Source organism: Halopseudomonas pelagia CL-AP6 (assembly GCF_000410875.1).
GTDB classification, from domain to species: domain Bacteria; phylum Pseudomonadota; class Gammaproteobacteria; order Pseudomonadales; family Pseudomonadaceae; genus Halopseudomonas; species Halopseudomonas pelagia.
In genome coordinates this window covers 69,373-87,449 of record NZ_AROI01000025.1, presented here as the reverse complement: position 1 = coordinate 87,449, position 18,077 = coordinate 69,373, and the positions used below count along the sequence as shown (strand labels likewise).

Sequence of the window (18,077 nt, the reverse complement as noted above, 5' to 3'; positions counted from 1 at the left end):
CTCGTAATTTTGCGCTTAAAAGCTGGCCACGCTTTGCGTAGACTAGGCGGCCAGGTGTTCGACCTTCGATATACCCATCGACATAACTATTGATACATCCATGTCCACCACAAACCAGGGAATTGCATGAGCCGCGCCGAGAAATCCGCCAGCCACACCCCCATGATGCAACAATATTTTGGGCTCAAACAGCATCATCCCGAGCAGTTGCTGTTCTATCGCATGGGCGATTTCTACGAGCTGTTTTTCGACGATGCGAAAAAGGCCTCAAGGCTGCTGGATATTACCCTGACCGCCCGCGGGCAGTCAGGCGGGCAACCCATTCCGATGGCCGGCATCCCCTACCATGCCGCCGAAGGTTACCTCGCCAGGCTGGTCAAGTTGGGCGAGTCGGTGGCCATCTGTGAACAGATCGGTGATCCGGCCACCAGCAAGGGACCAGTGGAACGCCAGGTAGTTCGCATACTCACGCCCGGCACCGTCAGTGATGAAGCTCTGCTCGACGAACGGCGCGACAACCTGCTGGCGGCGCTGGTCGGCAGCGAGCGCGGCTTTGGCTTGGCGACCCTGGACATCAACAGTGGACGCTTTTGCGTGATGGAGCTGGCGGGCTGGGAAACACTGCTCGGCGAACTGGAACGCTTGGCACCGGCTGAACTGCTGATTCCCGATGACTGGGAAAGCAATACGCCGATCGAACGGCGCCGCGCGGTACGCCGACGCGCACCCTGGGAATTTGACCGCGACAGCGCGTTCAAATCGCTGACCCAGCAATTTGGCACTAAGGATCTGGTGGGTTTTGGCTGCCAGGATCTGAAACTCGGCCTGGGTGCCGCTGGCGCACTGATGAGCTATGCCAAGGAAACCCAGCGCACCGCCCTGCCACATATTCGCGCCTTGACCTTGGAGCGATTCGAAGACAGCGTCATCATTGACAGCGCCAGCCGCCGCAACCTGGAGATCGATGCAAATCTGGCCGGTGGCCGCGACAATACACTACTGGATGTACTGGATCACACCGCCACCTCGATGGGCAGCAGGCTATTGGCTCGCTGGCTGAATCGGCCGTTGCGCGATGCGGCAGTGTTGCAGTCGCGTCAAGATAGCATCAGCACCCTGCTTGATCAGCATTACCATGAAGCGCTGCAGCCGGTACTCAAGGGCATTGGCGATATCGAACGAATACTGGCCCGCGTTGCACTGCGTTCCGCGCGCCCTCGCGATCTGGCACGCCTGCGTGATGCGCTGGCGACACTGCCGAGCCTGCAAACGGCTTTGCTGCCGCTGGAAACAGCCCATCTGCGCCAGCTGGCCAAGCAGGTCAGTACCTATCCCGAACTGGCAGAATTACTTGAGCGTGCCGTCATAGAAAACCCGCCCGCAGTGATTCGCGATGGCGGCGTGATCAAGCCCGGGTACGATGCCGAGCTGGATGAGCTGCAAAATATCAGTGAAAACGCTGGCCAATATCTGATCGACCTGGAAAACCGTGAGCGCGAGCGTACCGGCCTTTCCACATTAAAGGTCGGTTACAACCGAGTGCATGGCTATTTTATCGAGCTATCCCGCGGGCAGTCGGCCCAGGCGCCGGCGGACTATATTCGGCGGCAAACCCTCAAAGGCGCCGAGCGCTTTATTACGCCGGAACTGAAAACCTTTGAAGACAAGGCCCTCTCCGCTCGCAGTCGGGCGTTAGCCAGAGAAAAGCTGCTGTACGAAGCACTGATCGACCGCCTCAATCAAGATCTCGCCGCCCTGCAGGACACCGCAAGCAGCCTCGCCGAGCTGGATGTGTTGGTGACCCTGAGTGAGCGTGCCAGCACGCTGGACTACTGTCGCCCACAGTTTATCGAAGGCTCGCAGATGCACATCCAGCAGGGGCGCCATCCGGTTGTCGAGCAGGTGCTCGACGGACCTTTTGTGGCCAATGATCTGCTGCTGGATCCGGACACGCGCATGTTGATCATCACCGGCCCAAACATGGGTGGTAAGTCGACCTATATGCGCCAGACCGCGCTGATTGTGCTGCTGGCGCATATTGGCAGTTACGTCCCCGCGCAGGCGGTGGAGCTATCCTTGGTGGACCGCATCTTTACCCGCATCGGTTCCAGTGACGACCTGGCCGGCGGGCGCTCGACCTTTATGGTCGAGATGAGTGAAACCGCCAACATCCTGCACAATGCCACCGACGCCAGCCTGGTGCTAATGGACGAGGTGGGGCGCGGCACCAGCACCTTCGACGGCCTGTCTCTGGCCTGGTCTGCCGCTGAGTACCTGGGTCAGATACGCGCATTCAGTCTGTTTGCCACCCACTACTTCGAGCTTACCAGTCTGGCTGATACTGACCCTGGCGTGGCCAACGTGCACCTTAATGCCACCGAGCACAATGAACGCATTGTGTTCCTGCACAGCGTCTTACCGGGGCCTGCAAGCCAGAGCTACGGGCTACAGGTAGCGCAGCTGGCCGGGGTACCCAAGCCGGTTATCGACCGCGCTCGGCAGCACTTGGCGCAGCTTGAGCAGCAGAGCCTGAGCCAACAGGCGAACACATCAAGCAAAGCTAAGCATGCACCGCTACAAAGTGATCTGTTTGCCAGTGTCGCGCATCCAATGGTGGATATTTTGCGCGGCTTGAAGCCGGATGAATTGACGCCACTGCAAGCCCTTGAATTGCTGTATAAATGGAAATCCGAGCATGCCTGAAATCGGTAAATAATAGCTATTTGCATTAACCAACCGCTAACAGTCGACAACATCGGCAATTGTTATTGCCGACCTGTACCGGCCTGGAAAAACTGCTAGACTACGCGCCATATTTCGCGCCATATAGGCGACCGCCTGATTCGGATGGAGACCCGACCATGACTTTTGTTGTTACCGACAACTGCATCAAATGCAAGTACACCGATTGCGTTGAGGTCTGCCCTGTCGACTGTTTTTATGAAGGCCCAAATTTTCTGGTTATTCACCCTGACGAATGCATCGACTGCGCACTCTGCGAGCCAGAATGCCCTGCCAATGCGATCTTCTCGGAAGATGAAGTGCCCGAAGATATGCAAGAGTTCACCGAGCTGAACGCTGAACTTGCGGAAGTCTGGCCGAATATCGCAGAAAAGAAAGAAGCCTTGGCTGATGCCGAAGAATGGGATGGCGTGCCAGACAAGTTGCAGTATCTGGAGCGCTAGACGTTCAGGTTACTGTTACAAGATCGAGAGGCTGGCCATGCGCCGGCCTTTTTATTGCTGCCAAGACTGAATTTTGGACAAAAAAAGGGGCGGGATAGCCCGCCCACTCTTCATTCCTTATTCGGCTTTCCTTGTCCAAGTCATCCTGACTTTACCTTCCTGAGCTTTCCCTGAGTTCAGCTCCCTGCCGAACAGCGTTTTCCCTAACGCTTAGACACATAATATCTGGTTACGTTTACTACACAAGCGTCTGGAATTGACTAGCGCAGCGGGCGAGCCGAACTCCTTCTCAGTAAAAACAATCGGTTACAACATATGCGAGCGGAAATGGCCATTCCGCGCACAGTAGATTGCCGATATAGCTTACGCACACTGTAGGAAAAGACTTACACCCACACCCTGATCTCCAGACAATAAAAAAGCCCGGCTCCTCACGAAGCCGGGCTTTTGGTCACAGGGACTGCAATTACATCATGCCGCCCATGCCACCCATACCACCCATACCGCCCATATCAGGCATTGCCGGCTTGTCTTCCGGCAACTCGGCAATCATTGCCTCGGTGGTGATCATCAGACTGGCAACCGACGCCGCCGCCTGCAGTGCACTGCGCGTGACCTTAGCCGGATCCAGAATACCCATCTCGATCATGTCACCGTATTCGCCAGTCGCAGCATTGTAACCGTAATTACCCTTACCGGCCTTGACCTTGTCCAGTACAACAGAGGCTTCGTCACCAGCATTGGTTACGATCTGGCGGAACGGCGCTTCCACAGCACGGCGCAGCAGGTTGATGCCAACAGTCTGGTCGTCATTGTCGCCGGTCATGCCTTCAATCGCCTGCAAGGCACGAACCAGGGCAACACCGCCGCCAGGTACAACACCCTCTTCCACCGCAGCACGAGTAGCGTGCAGGGCGTCTTCAACACGGTGCTTCTTCTCTTTCATTTCCACTTCAGTAGCCGCACCAACCTTGATCACCGCAACACCACCAGCCAGCTTGGCCAGACGTTCTTGCAGTTTTTCACGGTCGTAATCGGACGTAGTGTCTTCAACCTGCTTGCGGATCTGACCGACGCGGGCTTCGATATCAATTTTGACGCCAGCACCATCGATAATGGTGGTGTTGTCTTTGTTGATTTGAACGCTCTTGGCCTGACCCAGATGTTCCAGGGTGGTGTTTTCCAGGCTCAGACCAACTTCTTCGCTGATCACGGTACCGCCGGTGAGGATGGCGATATCCTGCAGCATGGCCTTGCGACGATCACCAAAACCTGGGGCTTTAACGGCAGCAACTTTAACGATGCCACGCATGTTGTTGACAACCAGAGTCGCCAGCGCCTCGCCTTCAACGTCTTCAGCAACGATCATCAGCGGGCGACCAGCTTTGGCCACTGCTTCCAGTGTCGGCAGCATTTCGCGGATATTGGAGATTTTCTTGTCAACCAGCAGAATGTACGGGCTGTCCAGCTCGGCAGACATGGTCTCGGGCTTGTTGACGAAGTAAGGAGACAGGTAACCGCGGTCAAACTGCATGCCCTCTACGACAGACAGCTCGTTGTCCAGGCCGGAACCTTCTTCAACAGTGATAACGCCTTCCTTGCCAACGCGATCCATGGCTTCGGCAATAATCTGGCCGATGGACTCGTCAGAGTTGGCGGAGATGGTGCCTACCTGGGCAATCGCCTTGGAATCGGCACAAGGCTTGGCCAGTGTTTTGATTTCGGCAACGATGGCGGCAGTGGCTTTGTCGATACCGCGCTTGAGATCCATAGGATTCATGCCAGCAGCAACGGATTTCAGACCTTCGGTAACGATGGCCTGAGCCAATACGGTAGCGGTAGTAGTACCGTCACCCGCGTCATCGTTGGCACGGGAGGCCACGTCTTTGACCAACTGTGCGCCCATGTTCTCGAACTTGTCTTTCAGCTCGATTTCCTTGGCAACGGTCACGCCGTCTTTGGTGATGATCGGCGCGCCATAGCTGCGCTCGATTAGCACGTTGCGGCCCTTTGGCCCAAGGGTCGCCTTGACCGCGTCGGCAAGGACGTTGACGCCAGCCAGCATCTTGTTGCGGCCGGAGATACCGAATTTAACTTCTTTAGCAGCCATTTTCGCTTTCCTTTAATCAGTTCATACAGAGAGTGCAGGTAATGCCTGTAATCAGGATTCCAGCACGCCGTAAATTTCGGACTCGCTCATGATCAGCAGATCTTCGCCGTCAATCTTGATGCTGCTGCTGCCGGAGTAAGGGCCAAATACAACTTTGTCGCCTTCCTTCACAGCCAACGCACGCACTTCACCGTTGTCCAGCAGACGGCCGGTACCCACTGCTACCACGACGCCAGTGTTTGGCTTTTCTGCGGCAGAACCGGGCAGAACGATACCACCAGCGGTTTTTGTTTCTTCTTCGCTGCGACGAACGACTACGCGGTCGTGTAACGGACGAATTTTCATCGTTGTGAGTCTCCCAATGTGAATGTGATTACCGGCAAGCCGGCTTTTCGAGTTAAATCAGGTCTTGCGACCCGAAGGACGCGCCATCGGCAACGTCACTGTTCCGTTCAGCTCCCTAGGTGGGCGCTTGTCAAAACTGGTGTTGGGTTAATGGGGTCCTGGGGAGCGATTTCAAGGGCGCCCGCGATTTTTTTTCACTGACGGTCGATATCCTTGCCCCGTTCAGCTTCGCCCTCTTCAGCCGGCTTCCACTCGCCTTCAATAATGTTGTGACCGCCGCGCTCCCAGCTGTTAGGACCACCGGGCTCGCCCGGCAACGGCTCGCCGCGATGGCGCCAGGCGAGGATCAGACAGATCAGGGCTGCCGCGTCGGTAAAAACACCAGGGATAACCAGCAGGACACCGGCCAACACACCCCACATGCCCGATTTAAGCACGATCAGCGGTGAACCCGTTTGCGCCATCTGCATTTGCAGACGCTGCACCATGGCCCAGCCCTGACTCTTGATCACCACAATCCCGAGCATGATGGTGCCGAGCACCCACAACAACGTCAGGCCCACGCCGATGGCCTGGCCCAACATAATCAGACCCGCCAGCTCGATGAACGGAATGGCCAGCAATAGCAAGCGAATGAAAGGCATGATGACCTCAATTAATAAGTTTGAAAGCAATATATGGGTACGACCAGGCGGAATTTCAACCCATCATTCATAAAGCCATAGCCTCGTAAAGGGTCAGAAAATGACCAAAATAGCACGCCGGGTATTCTCATATGCTCGCGACTCGGGCATGCTTGTGCCCGATTATTTTTCCATCGGCTTCGAGGAGTGCCACATATGCAAGTAAAAAACAGCGTGATCATTATTACTGGCGGGGGCCAGGGTCTGGGTCGCTCGATGGCGGAATACCTGGCAGCCAAAGGCGCCAAACTGGCTTTGGTCGACCTCAATCAGGAACGCCTGGACGAAGCCGTTGCGGCCTGCAAGCAGGCCGGCGGCGATGCCCGTGCCTATATCTGCAACGTCGCCAATGAAGAGCAGGTCGAAAGCATGGTCAGCCAGGTCGCTAGCGATTTCGGCGCCATTAATGGCCTGATCAACAACGCAGGTATTCTGCGCGACGGGCTGCTGGTAAAGGCCAAAGACGGGCAGATTCAGAAAATGAGCCTGGCCCAATGGCAATCGGTGATTGACGTCAACTTGACCGGCGTGTTCCTCGGCACCCGTGAAGTCGCGGCGAAGATGATTGAGCTGGGTAACCAGGGCCTGATCATCAATATTTCTTCGATTTCACGCGCAGGCAACATCGGCCAGTCGAACTATTCGGCAGCCAAGGCCGGTGTCGCGGCGATGACCGTAGTGTGGGGCAAGGAGCTTGCACGCCACGGCATTCGCGTAGCGGGCATCGCACCAGGCTTTATCGAAACGGAGATGACTGCGGGCATGAAACCCGAAGCGCTTGAGAAGATGACCTCGGGCATTCCGCTCAAACGTATGGGCAAGCCCGAAGAGATCGCCCATTCCGCGGCCTATCTATTCGAGAACGACTACTATACCGGTCGGATTCTGGAGCTCGATGGCGGCATTCGTATCTGAAGTACCACCCGACTCAGGTTGGTAAGGGGGCCTAGGGCCGCCTTACCAACTAATCCCCAGACCAAAGCGATAACGCTTGTCATTGATGCTCTGGTCTTTGTTGCCATCCAGATAGTCCCACTCGGCCAACAGGCTCAACGACGCCCAACTGTTGAGTAGATAACGCACACCGATTTCGGTATCCACCACGAAATTGATTGAAGGGTCATCGGGAATAAGGGTTTCGGCATTATGCAAAAACTCGAAACGCTTGCCATAAATGAAGCGACGCAGGTCCCACTCCAAACCCAGGGCATTGAAAATATCTTCTGTGCCGTCACGATTCTCCAGACGAACATGATCAATACGCGCCGACGTTTCAAAACGACCCAGGGCATTGTTCCACCACTCGTAACCAGGGCCCATACCTAGCTGCTTGCGGCGCTTCACTTCACTGACATGATCGCGCTGATAGCTCGCGCTGGTCTGCCAGAACCAGTGCTCGTCAAAAAACCAGCTCAGGTCGTAATCAGTCTGCCAGAGGTGCCGACTTTTCACATCATCGCGATAGTCACGCTCGAATTCGCCACCCAGCACATGCCGCCAGTCGCCATGACGCGCGCGGGTATTGAATGCCATATCCAGATCACGTTGATTAGTAGTGTTGTCCTTGATATCCAGCGCTGCCGTTGCGTTGCCTTCCCATACCCAGTCTTCGATCAGTGGCCTGGGCTCAAGCATCTGCTGGATGCTACTGATTTGCAGCGCAACAGGCTCCGGCGCGCCATTAATGACCATGATCGCACCTGGCTGATCAGCCGCAGCAACGGAGAACGCACGCTCGGCCTGGCCTTCAGACTTGATCAGCAAGGGGTTATCGGTTTCAAATGTCTTGATATCCGCGACTTTCACATTGATCCGGCCGGCCAGGCTGGTTTTCATAATCAACTTGCCACCCTCGATTAGCTCAATCTGGCCGGTGATGCGGTCACCGTTCTTGAGCCACAGGGTATCGGCCATGACGTTGGCGGACAGGCACAGCGAAGCAAGTACAATGGGTATTACGCGGAAACAATACATCGAGAAAAACCTTTGAATAGGGGCTGGACCAACAAGGCGACATTATCCATGTCTGAGAAGCGAATACCAGAGATCAAACCTGCTACACGCGAGATTTTCTGGCAGGTTCTGGCGAGTATTCCTCGCGGTCGCGTGACCAGTTACGGCACACTGGCGAGGCTCGCCGGAATGGGCCGGGGAGCACGGCTCGCCGGGCGCTGGCTCGGGCAACTGCCCGCCGATACCGAATTACCCTGGCATCGCGTTCTGAACAGCACGGGCAAGCTGTCGTTATCTGCCGATAGCCGCTCCGGACAGGAACAATATCAGCGACTGATGGCCGAAGGTGTCATCATCAACAGTCGTCGCGTGGACATGAAAAAGTTCGGTTGGCCGGACTGAATGACCTAACAGGAGCAGCATGAACGACAATCAACCCGGCCCCCAGGCATCCTCCGGGGGAGCATCTCAGGCACCGTCTCAAGCCCCGCCCGAACGCGAAGGCTTACGCGTTTATCTCAACCCCCGCGTGATCGGCATGCTGTTTCTGGGATTCTCGGCCGGGTTGCCGTTACTGCTAGTCGGCGGCACCTTCAGCGCTTGGCTACGTGATTTGGGCGTGGAACTGACCGCCATCGGTTTTCTCAGCTGGGTCGGTATTGCCCATTCAATCAAGGTGCTCTGGGCCCCGTTGATTGACCGCGCGCGCATTCCGTTGCTGAGTCGCTGGCTGGGTCGACGACGTTCCTGGATGCTACTGGCCCAGGTAGTTATTGCCATCGCCTTACTCGGCATGGCCTTTACCGATCCACGCGAGAACCTGGGGTTGGTCGCGCTTTGGGCGGTATTGGCCGCCTTCGGCTCCGCATCCCAGGATGTGGCTATCGACGCCTATCGCGTCGAGGCAGAAGCCAAGCATCGCCAGGGCGCGATGGCCGCCACCTACGTGACCGGCTACCGGGTAGCCATTCTCGCAGCCGGGGCCGGGGCCCTGCATCTGGCGTCGTTGGATAGCTGGGGCACGGCCTATGCTGCCATGGCAGTCCTGATGGGGATTGGCTTTATCACCACACTGGTGATCGCCGAGCCCCAGGTACATATCACCCAGGCTACCGCTCTGCTGGAACAGCGCGTCAATGACTATCTCGCACACACTCGCCACGCAGGCTGGCGCCGCGACCTGACCGCCTGGTTTATTGGCGCCATGGTCTGTCCGTTTGCCGAATTTTTCCAGCGTTATGGCAAGGCAGCGCTGCTAATTCTGGCATTTATCGCGACTTTCCGCATCAGCGATATTTTTATGGGCGTGATGGCTAACCCCTTCTACCTTGATCTGGGCTTCAGCAAAGCTCAGATTGCCAATATTGCGGCGGCATTCGGGCTGGGCATGACCTTACTGGGAGCAGGAGTGGGTGGACTATTGGTAGCGCGATTCGGGATTGCCCCAATTCTGCTGGCAACCGCGTTCCTGGCACCGATCACCAATCTGGCCTTCGCCTGGCTGGCCTATATAGGCCCACAGAGTTATGGCCTGGTGGTAGCCATCGTCGCCGACAACATTACCGGCGGGCTGGCCATCTCAGTCTTCATTGCCTACCTGTCCAGTCTGACCAATACCGCGTATACCGCAACGCAATATGCGTTATTCAGCTCGATAATGACCTTGCCAGGCCAGTTTGCGGCTGGTTTTACCGGCTTGCTGGCCGCCAATGTAGGCTGGATCAGCTTTTTTATGCTGACGGCCTTGACCGGCCTGCCGGCCATTGTACTGGCCTTCCTGCTGCTTAGGCTGGCGCACCCGGACAAGCTGCGCCGCCCGGGCATCGATTGATGCTTTACCCATTGAGGGTTTAGCGGTGGGGCAACATCAAAGCGGCGCCAGAAATGGCGCCGCAGGGCCACAATCAGAAGTTGTAACCAACACCAACGCTATAGAAGAGAGCGCCATATAGAAGAGAGCGCCATCGTCGTACCGGTCGCGAGCATCGCTGCCGCTCTTGAAAAGAAATTGATAGTCCATCAGCCGGGCTCTTTGCTACAGCGTTTCTTGATCGGCAATGTCGAATCAGTGCTCGAGCGCCTTTTCGGATTTTTCTTCGACCGCCTGCGGCACCAAGTGCACCGTCCGCTGAGGGAATGGAATGGAAATGCCTTGTTTGTCGAAGGCTTCTTTGGCCAATTCCTGAAGCTCCCAGAATACACCCCAGAAGTCTTCAGTCTTGGTCCACATGCGCAATGACAGATCGACTGAACTATCCCCCAGGCCAGTCAGCCAAACGACTGGAGCCGGATCCTTGAATACGCGTTCATCAGCTTCTGCCAAACCTAAAAGAATGGCCCGAGCCTGGCGTACGTCATCACCGTAATCGATACCAATATTGATATCGACGCGCCGGGTAGGCTGCCGTGAATAGTTAACAATATTGCCGTTGGACAGGCTGCCGTTAGGCACAATAATGGTTTTGTTGTCGGGGGTTTTCAGAACAGTAAAAAAAATCTGAATACTGTCAACGGTGCCGCCAATACCCTGGGCCTCGATATATTCGCCCGCCCTGAAAGGTCTGAGGATAAGAATCAACATGCCACCAGCGAAATTCGCCAGACTACCCTGCAGCGCCAGACCCACCGCCAAGCCTGCAGCACCAATCAAAGCGATAAAGGACGTGGTTTCGACGCCGATCATGCCAGCAACGCTGATCAACAGCAGAACCTTGAGGCCGACACCAATCAAGGTCCCAATAAAGCTGTGCAGCGTGCGATCCACGTGGCGCTTTTCCAGCAGCACATGCACTGCGGAGGTAAGCCGACCGATAATCCACCAGCCAATAGCCAAGGTTATGATCGCTAACAACACTTGGCTGCCATATTGTAAAGCGAGCGGCAACCAGGCCGCAGACAGCTCTTCCAGCTGCACCATCACATCATCCATCCGTTATACCTCGTGAATATCAATCGCGAAAATTATTAAACTGCAGTGGCATATCGACGTCGGCACCGCGCAGTAATGCCATGACCTCCTGAAGATCATCACGCTTTTTGCCCGTTACTCGCACCTGTTCGCCCTGAATCGCGGCTTGTACTTTGGCCTTGGAGTCCTTAATCATGGACACGATTTTCTTTGCAAGCTCCTTGTCGATACCTTCCTTGAGCAGCACATCCTGCTTGACCTGCTTGCCTGATGCAAAGGCCGGCTTGACTTCCATGCACTGAATATCGATCTTGCGCTTGACCAGACTAAGCTTGAGCAGCTCGAGCATCTGCTCAAGCTGGAACTCAGCATCCCCGGTCATAAGCACGGTCAGTTCCTTGTCCTTGAACTCAAAATGACCCTTGCCGCGCAAGTCATAGCGGCGGTCAAGGTCTTTCATCGCGTTATCAACCGCGTTGGTCACTTCATGTTTGTCCAGTTCGGACACCACATCGAAAGATGGCATGCAGATACCTCAAATAAACATCATTTTTATGACATACAGTGCAAAATTACAGTATATCTTCATGGCATTATAACGTGAATTGACCAACTGACCGGGAGCCTTGCCATGCCCAACCCGCAACTGAGCATCATGGTGGTGGACGACACCAAGTTCAGCAGTGCGGTAATTGGCCATAACCTGACACGCGCAGGTTACGCTGATATCCGTTTTGCCAACTCCGCCATGGACGCCCTGGCGCTGCATGAAGAACGACCAGCCAGCGTTATGGTAGCTGATTGGCTGATGCCAGAAATGGACGGGTTGGAGCTGACCACCTGTATTCGCCAAGCGGATGAGCAGAGTGGCCACTACACCTATGTAGTGCTGTTAACCGCGCGCGAGGGCGACAACGTATTGAGTCAGGCCTTTGACCGGGGCGTGGATGATTTCATCAGCAAGTCCGCTATGAACGAACAACTGCTCCCACGGATTTATGCAGCAGACCGAACATCGCAGTTGATCAATCGCCTGCTCGACGAAAATCGCCTGCTGGCCGACAATAATTCGCAGCTTGAAGAACATAATCTGGTCGACAGCCTCACTTCACTGGGCAATCGCCGCTACGCCCTGCAACGGCTTGGCGATGTATTGCGTAATGTCGACTCGCGGGGTGGCATCTGCTGCGTACTGGTACTCGGCGTACAGAACCTCGAAGAACTGAGTCGCAAGCTGGGTGACGCGGTGCAACAGGAACTGCTGCGCGGCATTGCCCGACGCTTACAGCAGCTAGTTCGCCCCACCGATGTTATTGCTCGGGTGGGCGATAACACCTTTGCCATCGTCACACTGGCGGATGACCCGCAGGACTGTAAGCCCAATAGCTTCAAGCGCTTGCATGACGGTCTCAATCTCAAAGCGTTCAAGACCAGCGAAGGTTATCTCAGCGTTCGCGCGGGTATGGCGCTGTGTGCAATCGACAACAAGAAACCGATGCCTCTCGCTGCTGACCTGCTTGATCTGGTGGAAACCCAACTAGGCGACGCCTATGCCACCAACCTGGTTACCGAAGTGCGCTGGACCGCCGTCGAGGCTTGAGTATGCTGCACGTGCTGGGCGCCGGCAGCTTGGGTTTACTCTGGGCTGCCCGTCTGGCGGTAGCAGGTGTCGATGTGCGCGTGATCCTGCGCGACGCGCAAGCGCTTCAGCATTGGCAAGCCGCTGGAAGCTCAGTCCTTTTCGAGCACGCAGGCCGCCGTTGCAGGGTTCCGCTACCGGCACAATTGCCCGACAGCCAAGAGCAGCCCATCCGCGCCCTGATCCTGGCCACTAAAGCCTATTCCGCCGAAAGCGCATTGCACAGCGTAGCCAAGCGCCTGATGCCGGGAGCATCAGTACTGATGCTGCAGAACGGCATGGGCAGCCAGCAGGCAGCCAGTCTGGCCTATCCTCACCAGCAGGTGCTCTACGCTAGCGTCACCGATGGCGTATGGATGCCCGCGCCAAGGCATATTGTTTGGGCTGGCCAGGGCACGACCCAGGTCGGCGACCCGGACGCTAATCCATGCCCACAGTGGCTGGAACAGCTTGATCGAGAGGTCATCGACTGGCACTGGCACCCGCAGATCCTGAACACGCTATGGCAAAAGCTCGCGATCAATTGCGCCATCAACCCCTACACCGCGCTGCATGACTGCTGTAATGGCGAGGTGCTCGAGCGGGCTGGAAAGCAGATGGCGCCGCTAATCCACGAGCTGCATAGCCTGTTGGCGCTTCACATACCCGGCTATCGGTTAACCGAGCTCAGCGAGCGCATTCACCAGGTTATCGAGCATACCGCGAACAACAGCTCTTCAATGCGCCAGGACGTTCACGCGCGCAGGCGCACCGAGATCAGCTATATCACCGGCTTCACCTGTCAGGCGGCTCGCCAGTCTGGTCTGGAAACGCCCGTACTGGACCGTCTGCACGAGGCGCTGAAGACACATCTGGCAACGCTTGGCCTGCCCACCGATTGACAGCCGGCTTTGTCATTCGCGCTATTCAGGCTAGCATTCCCTCCACTACCGACCATCTGCAACGAGGCTACGAGAACCATGGGTTACCGCTTGAGCAAACTCTATACCCGTACCGGTGATGACGGCGACACTGGCTTGGCCGACGGGCGCCGAATCGGCAAGGATCACCCGCGTATCGAGGCCATGGGCAGTGTCGATGAGCTCAACAGCCTGCTGGGCGTGTTAATTGCCGATTTGCAGGGACAGCATCTGATCGCGTTGAGTGAGGTACTCAGCCCCCTACAGCACCGTCTGTTCGATCTGGGTGGAGAGCTGGCGGTTCCAGGCTACGAGATCATCGACGCCGACGATGTGCTCGGGCTGGAACAATTGATTGATCACTTCAATGAAGATCTTCAGCCGCTGAAAAACTTTATTCTGCCGGGCGGATCCCGCTGCGTCGCTGCCGCCCATCTAGCACGCAGTGTCTGCCGTCGTGCCGAGCGGCGATATCTGACGTTGGCTAACCATGAGGCTGTCAACGAACAAGCACCCATTTACCTGAACCGAATGTCAGATCTGCTATTCGTCATGGCGCGAACGATAGCCCGGCAGGAAAAAACCCTCGAAGTGCTCTGGGCACCCAAACCCAAACCTGCGGATTGAGTACCTCAGGCCGGTGTGCTGCGCAGCACCACACCGGCGCTATCAAACGCGGAAGGCGCTGATAATGTGCTGCAGATCCTTGACCAATTGCGCCATGCGATTGCTCGACTCCTCTGCCTGGCGCGCCCCTTCGGCAGTTCTTTCGCCCGCCTGATTAATCTGTACGATATTGTGATCAATATCATGACTGACCGCAGTTTGTTCCTCAGCCGCAGCAGCAATCTGCTGACTCTGGTCGACAATTTGCGTCACTGAATTAAGAATATTGCCCAGCGCCTCCTGAACCTTGAGTGACGCATCCACAGTAGAGCCGGTCATGCCGTGGCTAGCCCCCATCGCCTTGACTGCTCCACTGACCCCCTCCTGCAAGCGCGCAATCATTTGCTCGATTTCTTCAGTCGATTGCTGGGTACGCCGCGCCAGGGTGCGAACCTCATCCGCGACTACCGCGAAACCACGGCCTTGCTCACCGGCACGGGCCGCCTCGATAGCCGCGTTCAAGGCCAGCAAATTGGTCTGTTCCGCGACACCTTTGATCACTTCCAGCACCCGACTGATAGAGCTGCTGTCATCGGCCAGTTTGTTGATCGCTTTGACCGAATTTTCGATTTCACCAGCCAGTTTGCCGATACCCTCTACCGAGCTTTCGACCAACTTGCGGCCATTTAGCGTTTCGGTGTTGACCTGCTCGGCGCTGGTGACGGCTAACGCCGCGCTGCGCGCGACCTCCTGGGAGGTCGCAGACATTTCGTTCATGGCCGTTGCCACTTGTTCGATCTGCGAGCGCTGGGATGCAACCGCCTGGCTACTCTCGCTGGAAATACTCTCCACCTGCTGCGACTGCTGATGTACCTCCCCTGCGGTCTGACTCACTTGCCGGATCAGTTCACGAATACGCTCGACGGTATCGTTAAACTCACTGGCCAGTGTGCCCAGCTCATCACGGCTATCGACCTCGACCTGAACGGTCATGTCGCCATCCGCTACCTGCCCCATCAGCACGGACAAGCGTTTGATTGTGCGCCGTGTGGCCATGTAGAAGCCTGCATACAGGTAAATGATCAACAGTCCGACCAGCGACAACGATATGATCAACACCATCATTGAGCGGAAGTTCTCGCCCATGCGCTGGCCAAGCACCCGCCCCAGCGTATCGAGCACGGCTTGGTTAAACGCGTAGGTCTTGTCGATCTCGGCGGTGATCTGGTTGAAATAGTCTGACCAGGTACCCGTCAAGCTGTTGGCCAGAATAATATCGTCCTCGAAGATCCGACTCGCTTCGTCCAGACTCTCAAGGCTAGCTTGGGAGTAGGATTGCAGATCCACCAGACTCTGGTCTGCCAGAACCAACGCGAGGACTTGCTCGTAGTCACTACGTAAGCGCTGCAGGCCCTCGAACAGATCATCCATGTCGCGGCTGGCATCGGAATTCAGGTAGCCCAGCCCAATGGAGTAGGCGCCGACAGAACGACCGGTACCCAGGGACGAGGTAATGTTCGGAGTCACGTTGATCAGCAGGTCGCTCAGTTGGCGAATATTGCGATCATAATCCTGAGGCAATCCTGCATAGGCGGCACTGAAGCTCAACAATGAGCTGACTTCACCCAAGGCCTGGGTAGACATCGCGCCACGGCTGCCCACAGATTCACCAGCAATGCCCTGGTAAACCGCAACCAACTCGTTGCGCTTGGTGATCAGGTCTGCGGCTTCAGGATCATCCGCATCAAGGGCCAGCCCGTTGAGCCCGTCAATCACACTCTTGCGCAATACCTGAGTGCGTTGTTCCAGGTCCTGGGCGTACTCACCCTGACCCAACTGCACATAGATCATCTCAAGATCACGCAGCGCCTCAGCGTCGCGCATGAGGCTCGAGTTCTGGCGCAGCAAGGCCATGCTGTCCAGCGCATGCTGGGTAATCTCCACCCGCTCATAGGCCTGCTGCACCAACATGCTGCTAATAATCCCCAGGGGAATGAAAAACAACACACTGATCAGGCAGAACTTCATGCCGTAACCAAGACGGTTCATCAACGCTATGGCTGGAGCCATCAGACTATTCACTCGGCACTCTCCTCATGCACAACTGCGTATCAGGGCCGCGATGGTCAGGGCAGACCTGACCCGGATACATTTATTTTTATCAGCCCACTCATGCGGCAGGCTTTTTTACGCTTCCACTTGCACCAATCAATTTACCGTTAACTGTCTCACAATGACTCTATCGGCAATCTGCCACCCTTCTTTAAGAATAATCAGCGAACAGACTCAAGCCAGGACGCTCAAGAACGCGATCACTACCGCCCACACCAGCATACTGCGCTGCAGCAACCGATGCACCGGCTGCATGACTGCCTGACGGTCCAATTTGGTGGCTTCCGGAGCCAAGGCAGCTTCTGCGCACAATCCTGTCAAACTGGCCGCGCTGACCTCCCAGCGCAGCATCATTCCAGCAAGCGCCGCTATCGTGCGCTCAAAATGCCCGACCAACGCCATGCTCAACGCCATTAAACGGGCGGGCAGCCACTCCAGTGCATGAGTAATAGAAACCGCCAGTGGCCGCAGTGGATGCTCAAGCTGTGTTTGCATCTGCTGTAACAGGCGGTAGGCCATAGCACCTAGCGGCCCGAGTAGCAGGTACCAGAACGCAGGAACCAAATACCCTGCGCAGACTTCCCACACTAGGCGCGTGCGCACGGCAGCGACGAGCTCGGATGGGCCGTTTGCGTGTATATCCAGATCGCGCTGCGCAACCAGACTCGCCGCCTCACGGTCGCCGCGTTGCCATGCCTGTTCGAACTGAAGAGCTAACGAACCCAAAGGATCCTGGCGACCCACGCATAGCAGTAGCAATAAGGTGTGGGTTAACAGTACAAACACGCCGTAGGCAATGCCGTCGACCAACCATAGCAGCACCCCGGCCGCTACCAGCGGCAATACCAGCATGACCAACGCTTGCCACGCAGGCCGCGCTGCGGTCTTGTGTGAAACTCCAGCCACCCAGCCACCGAACACATCCAGAGGAAAACCCTTGCGCCAGGGCGTGAATGTCACTATCAGCCCGACCATCAGCAGCACCAGAAAACTCATGATTGCCTCTCACTGCCGGGCAGTACCGACGCTTTATTTAAACTGTGGAAATAGCGCTGCCAATCAAAGCCCACGCCGGGATCCGTTTTGCGTCCCGGCGCAATGAACTCATGCCCGGTAATGCGGTATCGGCTGATGTCAGGATAGGCATATTGCAACGCTTTGGTCAGCGCCTGCAAACTGTCGTACTGAGCAGGAGTAAAGGGCAGATCGTCGGTCCCTTCCAGCTCGATACCAATGGAATAATCATTACACTCCGGCCGACCACCATATTGCGAACGCCCCGCGTGCCAAGCCCGTTTAAGGCAAGATACGAACTGAGTGATAGTCCCATCGCGCTCGATGAGAAAGTGCGCCGAGACCTTCAGCGCGGCTATCTCAGCAAAGTAGGGATGCACAGCGGAATCGAGATGCCCTTGAAAGAAGGCCTGCACGTGGCCCCCGCCAAAACGGCCAGGCGGCAGACTGATATTGTGGATTACCAGTAAAGACGCGACCTCACCCGCTGGCCGTTCATTGTGATGCGGCGAAGGGCAATGATTGACTTCACTGCACCAGCCATCGTGGCTATTAATCTGCATGGGTTTCGGGATTGGCCAAAAATCCTATGCTAGCAGGCCTACCCCTTGCCGGGAACAGCC

The 18,077-nt window shown here is 56.3% G+C and carries 18 protein-coding genes; 8 read left to right on the top strand and 10 right to left on the bottom strand.

Features of this window, described 5'->3' with window-relative positions; genetic code table 11:
• The first annotated feature begins 126 nt into the window (after window positions 1–126).
• Both mutS and fdxA read left to right on the top strand, forming a co-directional pair.
• Window positions 127–2,703 (top strand): DNA mismatch repair protein MutS, encoded by a 2,577-nt coding sequence (gene mutS, locus K787_RS0117300; protein WP_022964078.1) that lies wholly within the window; start codon window positions 127–129, stop codon window positions 2,701–2,703.
• 158 nt (window positions 2,704–2,861) lie between these two features.
• Window positions 2,862–3,185, top strand: a complete 324-nt coding sequence (gene fdxA / locus K787_RS0117295; RefSeq protein WP_022964077.1) for a ferredoxin FdxA — start codon at window positions 2,862–2,864, stop codon at window positions 3,183–3,185.
• Window positions 3,186–3,651: 466 nt separating this feature from the next.
• Here fdxA and groL read toward each other — a convergent pair whose 3' ends face one another.
• The 3 genes from groL to K787_RS23525 form a co-directional block, all read right to left on the bottom strand.
• Window positions 3,652–5,295: a chaperonin GroEL gene (groL, locus tag K787_RS0117290; protein WP_022964076.1), complete on the bottom strand. Its 1,644-nt coding sequence runs from the start codon at window positions 5,293–5,295 to the stop codon at window positions 3,652–3,654.
• 51 nt (window positions 5,296–5,346) lie between these two features.
• Window positions 5,347–5,640 (bottom strand): co-chaperone GroES, encoded by a 294-nt coding sequence (locus K787_RS0117285; RefSeq protein ID WP_022964075.1) that lies wholly within the window; start codon window positions 5,638–5,640, stop codon window positions 5,347–5,349.
• A 194-nt stretch (window positions 5,641–5,834) separates the two neighbouring features.
• Complete coding sequence (locus K787_RS23525; protein ID WP_022964074.1) at window positions 5,835–6,284, bottom strand: FxsA family protein; 450 nt, start codon at window positions 6,282–6,284, stop codon at window positions 5,835–5,837.
• Window positions 6,285–6,479: 195 nt separating this feature from the next.
• On the opposite strand from K787_RS23525, the gene K787_RS0117275 reads away from it, so the two are divergent.
• Window positions 6,480–7,238 carry an SDR family oxidoreductase gene (locus K787_RS0117275; protein WP_022964073.1) on the top strand — a complete coding sequence of 253 codons (759 nt, stop codon included), beginning with the start codon at window positions 6,480–6,482 and terminating at the stop codon, window positions 7,236–7,238.
• A gap of 42 nt (window positions 7,239–7,280) precedes the next feature.
• Here the strand turns inward: K787_RS0117275 and K787_RS0117270 are convergent, their stop codons facing one another.
• On the bottom strand, window positions 7,281–8,297 hold the full coding sequence (locus tag K787_RS0117270; RefSeq protein ID WP_022964072.1) for a DUF481 domain-containing protein: 1,017 nt from the start codon (window positions 8,295–8,297) through the stop codon (window positions 7,281–7,283).
• A 48-nt stretch (window positions 8,298–8,345) separates the two neighbouring features.
• On the opposite strand from K787_RS0117270, the gene K787_RS0117265 reads away from it, so the two are divergent.
• Both K787_RS0117265 and K787_RS0117260 read left to right on the top strand, forming a co-directional pair.
• Entirely contained in the window at window positions 8,346–8,678 is a 333-nt protein-coding gene (locus tag K787_RS0117265) for an MGMT family protein (RefSeq protein WP_022964071.1), read from the top strand.
• A 19-nt stretch (window positions 8,679–8,697) separates the two neighbouring features.
• Window positions 8,698–10,107, top strand: a complete 1,410-nt coding sequence (locus K787_RS0117260) for an AmpG family muropeptide MFS transporter (RefSeq protein ID WP_022964070.1) — start codon at window positions 8,698–8,700, stop codon at window positions 10,105–10,107.
• Window positions 10,108–10,143: 36 nt separating this feature from the next.
• Here the strand turns inward: K787_RS0117260 and K787_RS25325 are convergent, their stop codons facing one another.
• From K787_RS25325 to K787_RS0117245, 3 genes are read right to left on the bottom strand one after another with little or no spacing between them, the layout of a single operon-like run.
• Window positions 10,144–10,296, bottom strand: a complete 153-nt coding sequence (locus K787_RS25325; RefSeq protein WP_022964069.1) for a hypothetical protein — start codon at window positions 10,294–10,296, stop codon at window positions 10,144–10,146.
• Between the two features lie 45 nt (window positions 10,297–10,341).
• The gene (locus K787_RS23520; RefSeq protein WP_022964068.1) at window positions 10,342–11,205 is read right to left on the bottom strand and encodes a mechanosensitive ion channel family protein; all 864 of its coding nucleotides are present in this window, start codon (window positions 11,203–11,205) and stop codon (window positions 10,342–10,344) included.
• 19 nt (window positions 11,206–11,224) lie between these two features.
• Window positions 11,225–11,710, bottom strand: coding sequence for a YajQ family cyclic di-GMP-binding protein (locus K787_RS0117245; protein ID WP_022964067.1), 486 nt, complete (start codon window positions 11,708–11,710; stop codon window positions 11,225–11,227).
• A 105-nt stretch (window positions 11,711–11,815) separates the two neighbouring features.
• On the opposite strand from K787_RS0117245, the gene K787_RS0117240 reads away from it, so the two are divergent.
• The 3 genes from K787_RS0117240 to K787_RS0117230 all read left to right on the top strand — a co-directional run bounded on the left by K787_RS0117240 (window position 11,816) and on the right by K787_RS0117230 (window position 14,349).
• Window positions 11,816–12,784 (top strand): response regulator, encoded by a 969-nt coding sequence (locus K787_RS0117240; RefSeq protein ID WP_022964066.1) that lies wholly within the window; start codon window positions 11,816–11,818, stop codon window positions 12,782–12,784.
• 2 nt (window positions 12,785–12,786) lie between these two features.
• Window positions 12,787–13,704 (top strand): 2-dehydropantoate 2-reductase, encoded by a 918-nt coding sequence (locus tag K787_RS0117235; protein WP_022964065.1) that lies wholly within the window; start codon window positions 12,787–12,789, stop codon window positions 13,702–13,704.
• A gap of 78 nt (window positions 13,705–13,782) precedes the next feature.
• Window positions 13,783–14,349, top strand: a complete 567-nt coding sequence (locus K787_RS0117230) for a cob(I)yrinic acid a,c-diamide adenosyltransferase (RefSeq protein WP_022964064.1) — start codon at window positions 13,783–13,785, stop codon at window positions 14,347–14,349.
• A 42-nt stretch (window positions 14,350–14,391) separates the two neighbouring features.
• Here the strand turns inward: K787_RS0117230 and K787_RS0117225 are convergent, their stop codons facing one another.
• The 3 genes from K787_RS0117225 to ampD all read right to left on the bottom strand — a co-directional run bounded on the left by K787_RS0117225 (window position 14,392) and on the right by ampD (window position 18,017).
• Entirely contained in the window at window positions 14,392–16,410 is a 2,019-nt protein-coding gene (locus K787_RS0117225) for a methyl-accepting chemotaxis protein (protein WP_022964063.1), read from the bottom strand.
• Between the two features lie 204 nt (window positions 16,411–16,614).
• The gene (gene ampE / locus K787_RS0117220) at window positions 16,615–17,436 is read right to left on the bottom strand and encodes a regulatory signaling modulator protein AmpE (RefSeq protein ID WP_022964062.1); all 822 of its coding nucleotides are present in this window, start codon (window positions 17,434–17,436) and stop codon (window positions 16,615–16,617) included.
• Window positions 17,433–18,017, bottom strand: a complete 585-nt coding sequence (gene ampD, locus K787_RS0117215) for a 1,6-anhydro-N-acetylmuramyl-L-alanine amidase AmpD (RefSeq protein WP_022964061.1) — start codon at window positions 18,015–18,017, stop codon at window positions 17,433–17,435. Before ampD ends, ampE begins: the two co-directional genes overlap by 4 nt.
• Window positions 18,018–18,077 lie beyond the last annotated feature (60 nt).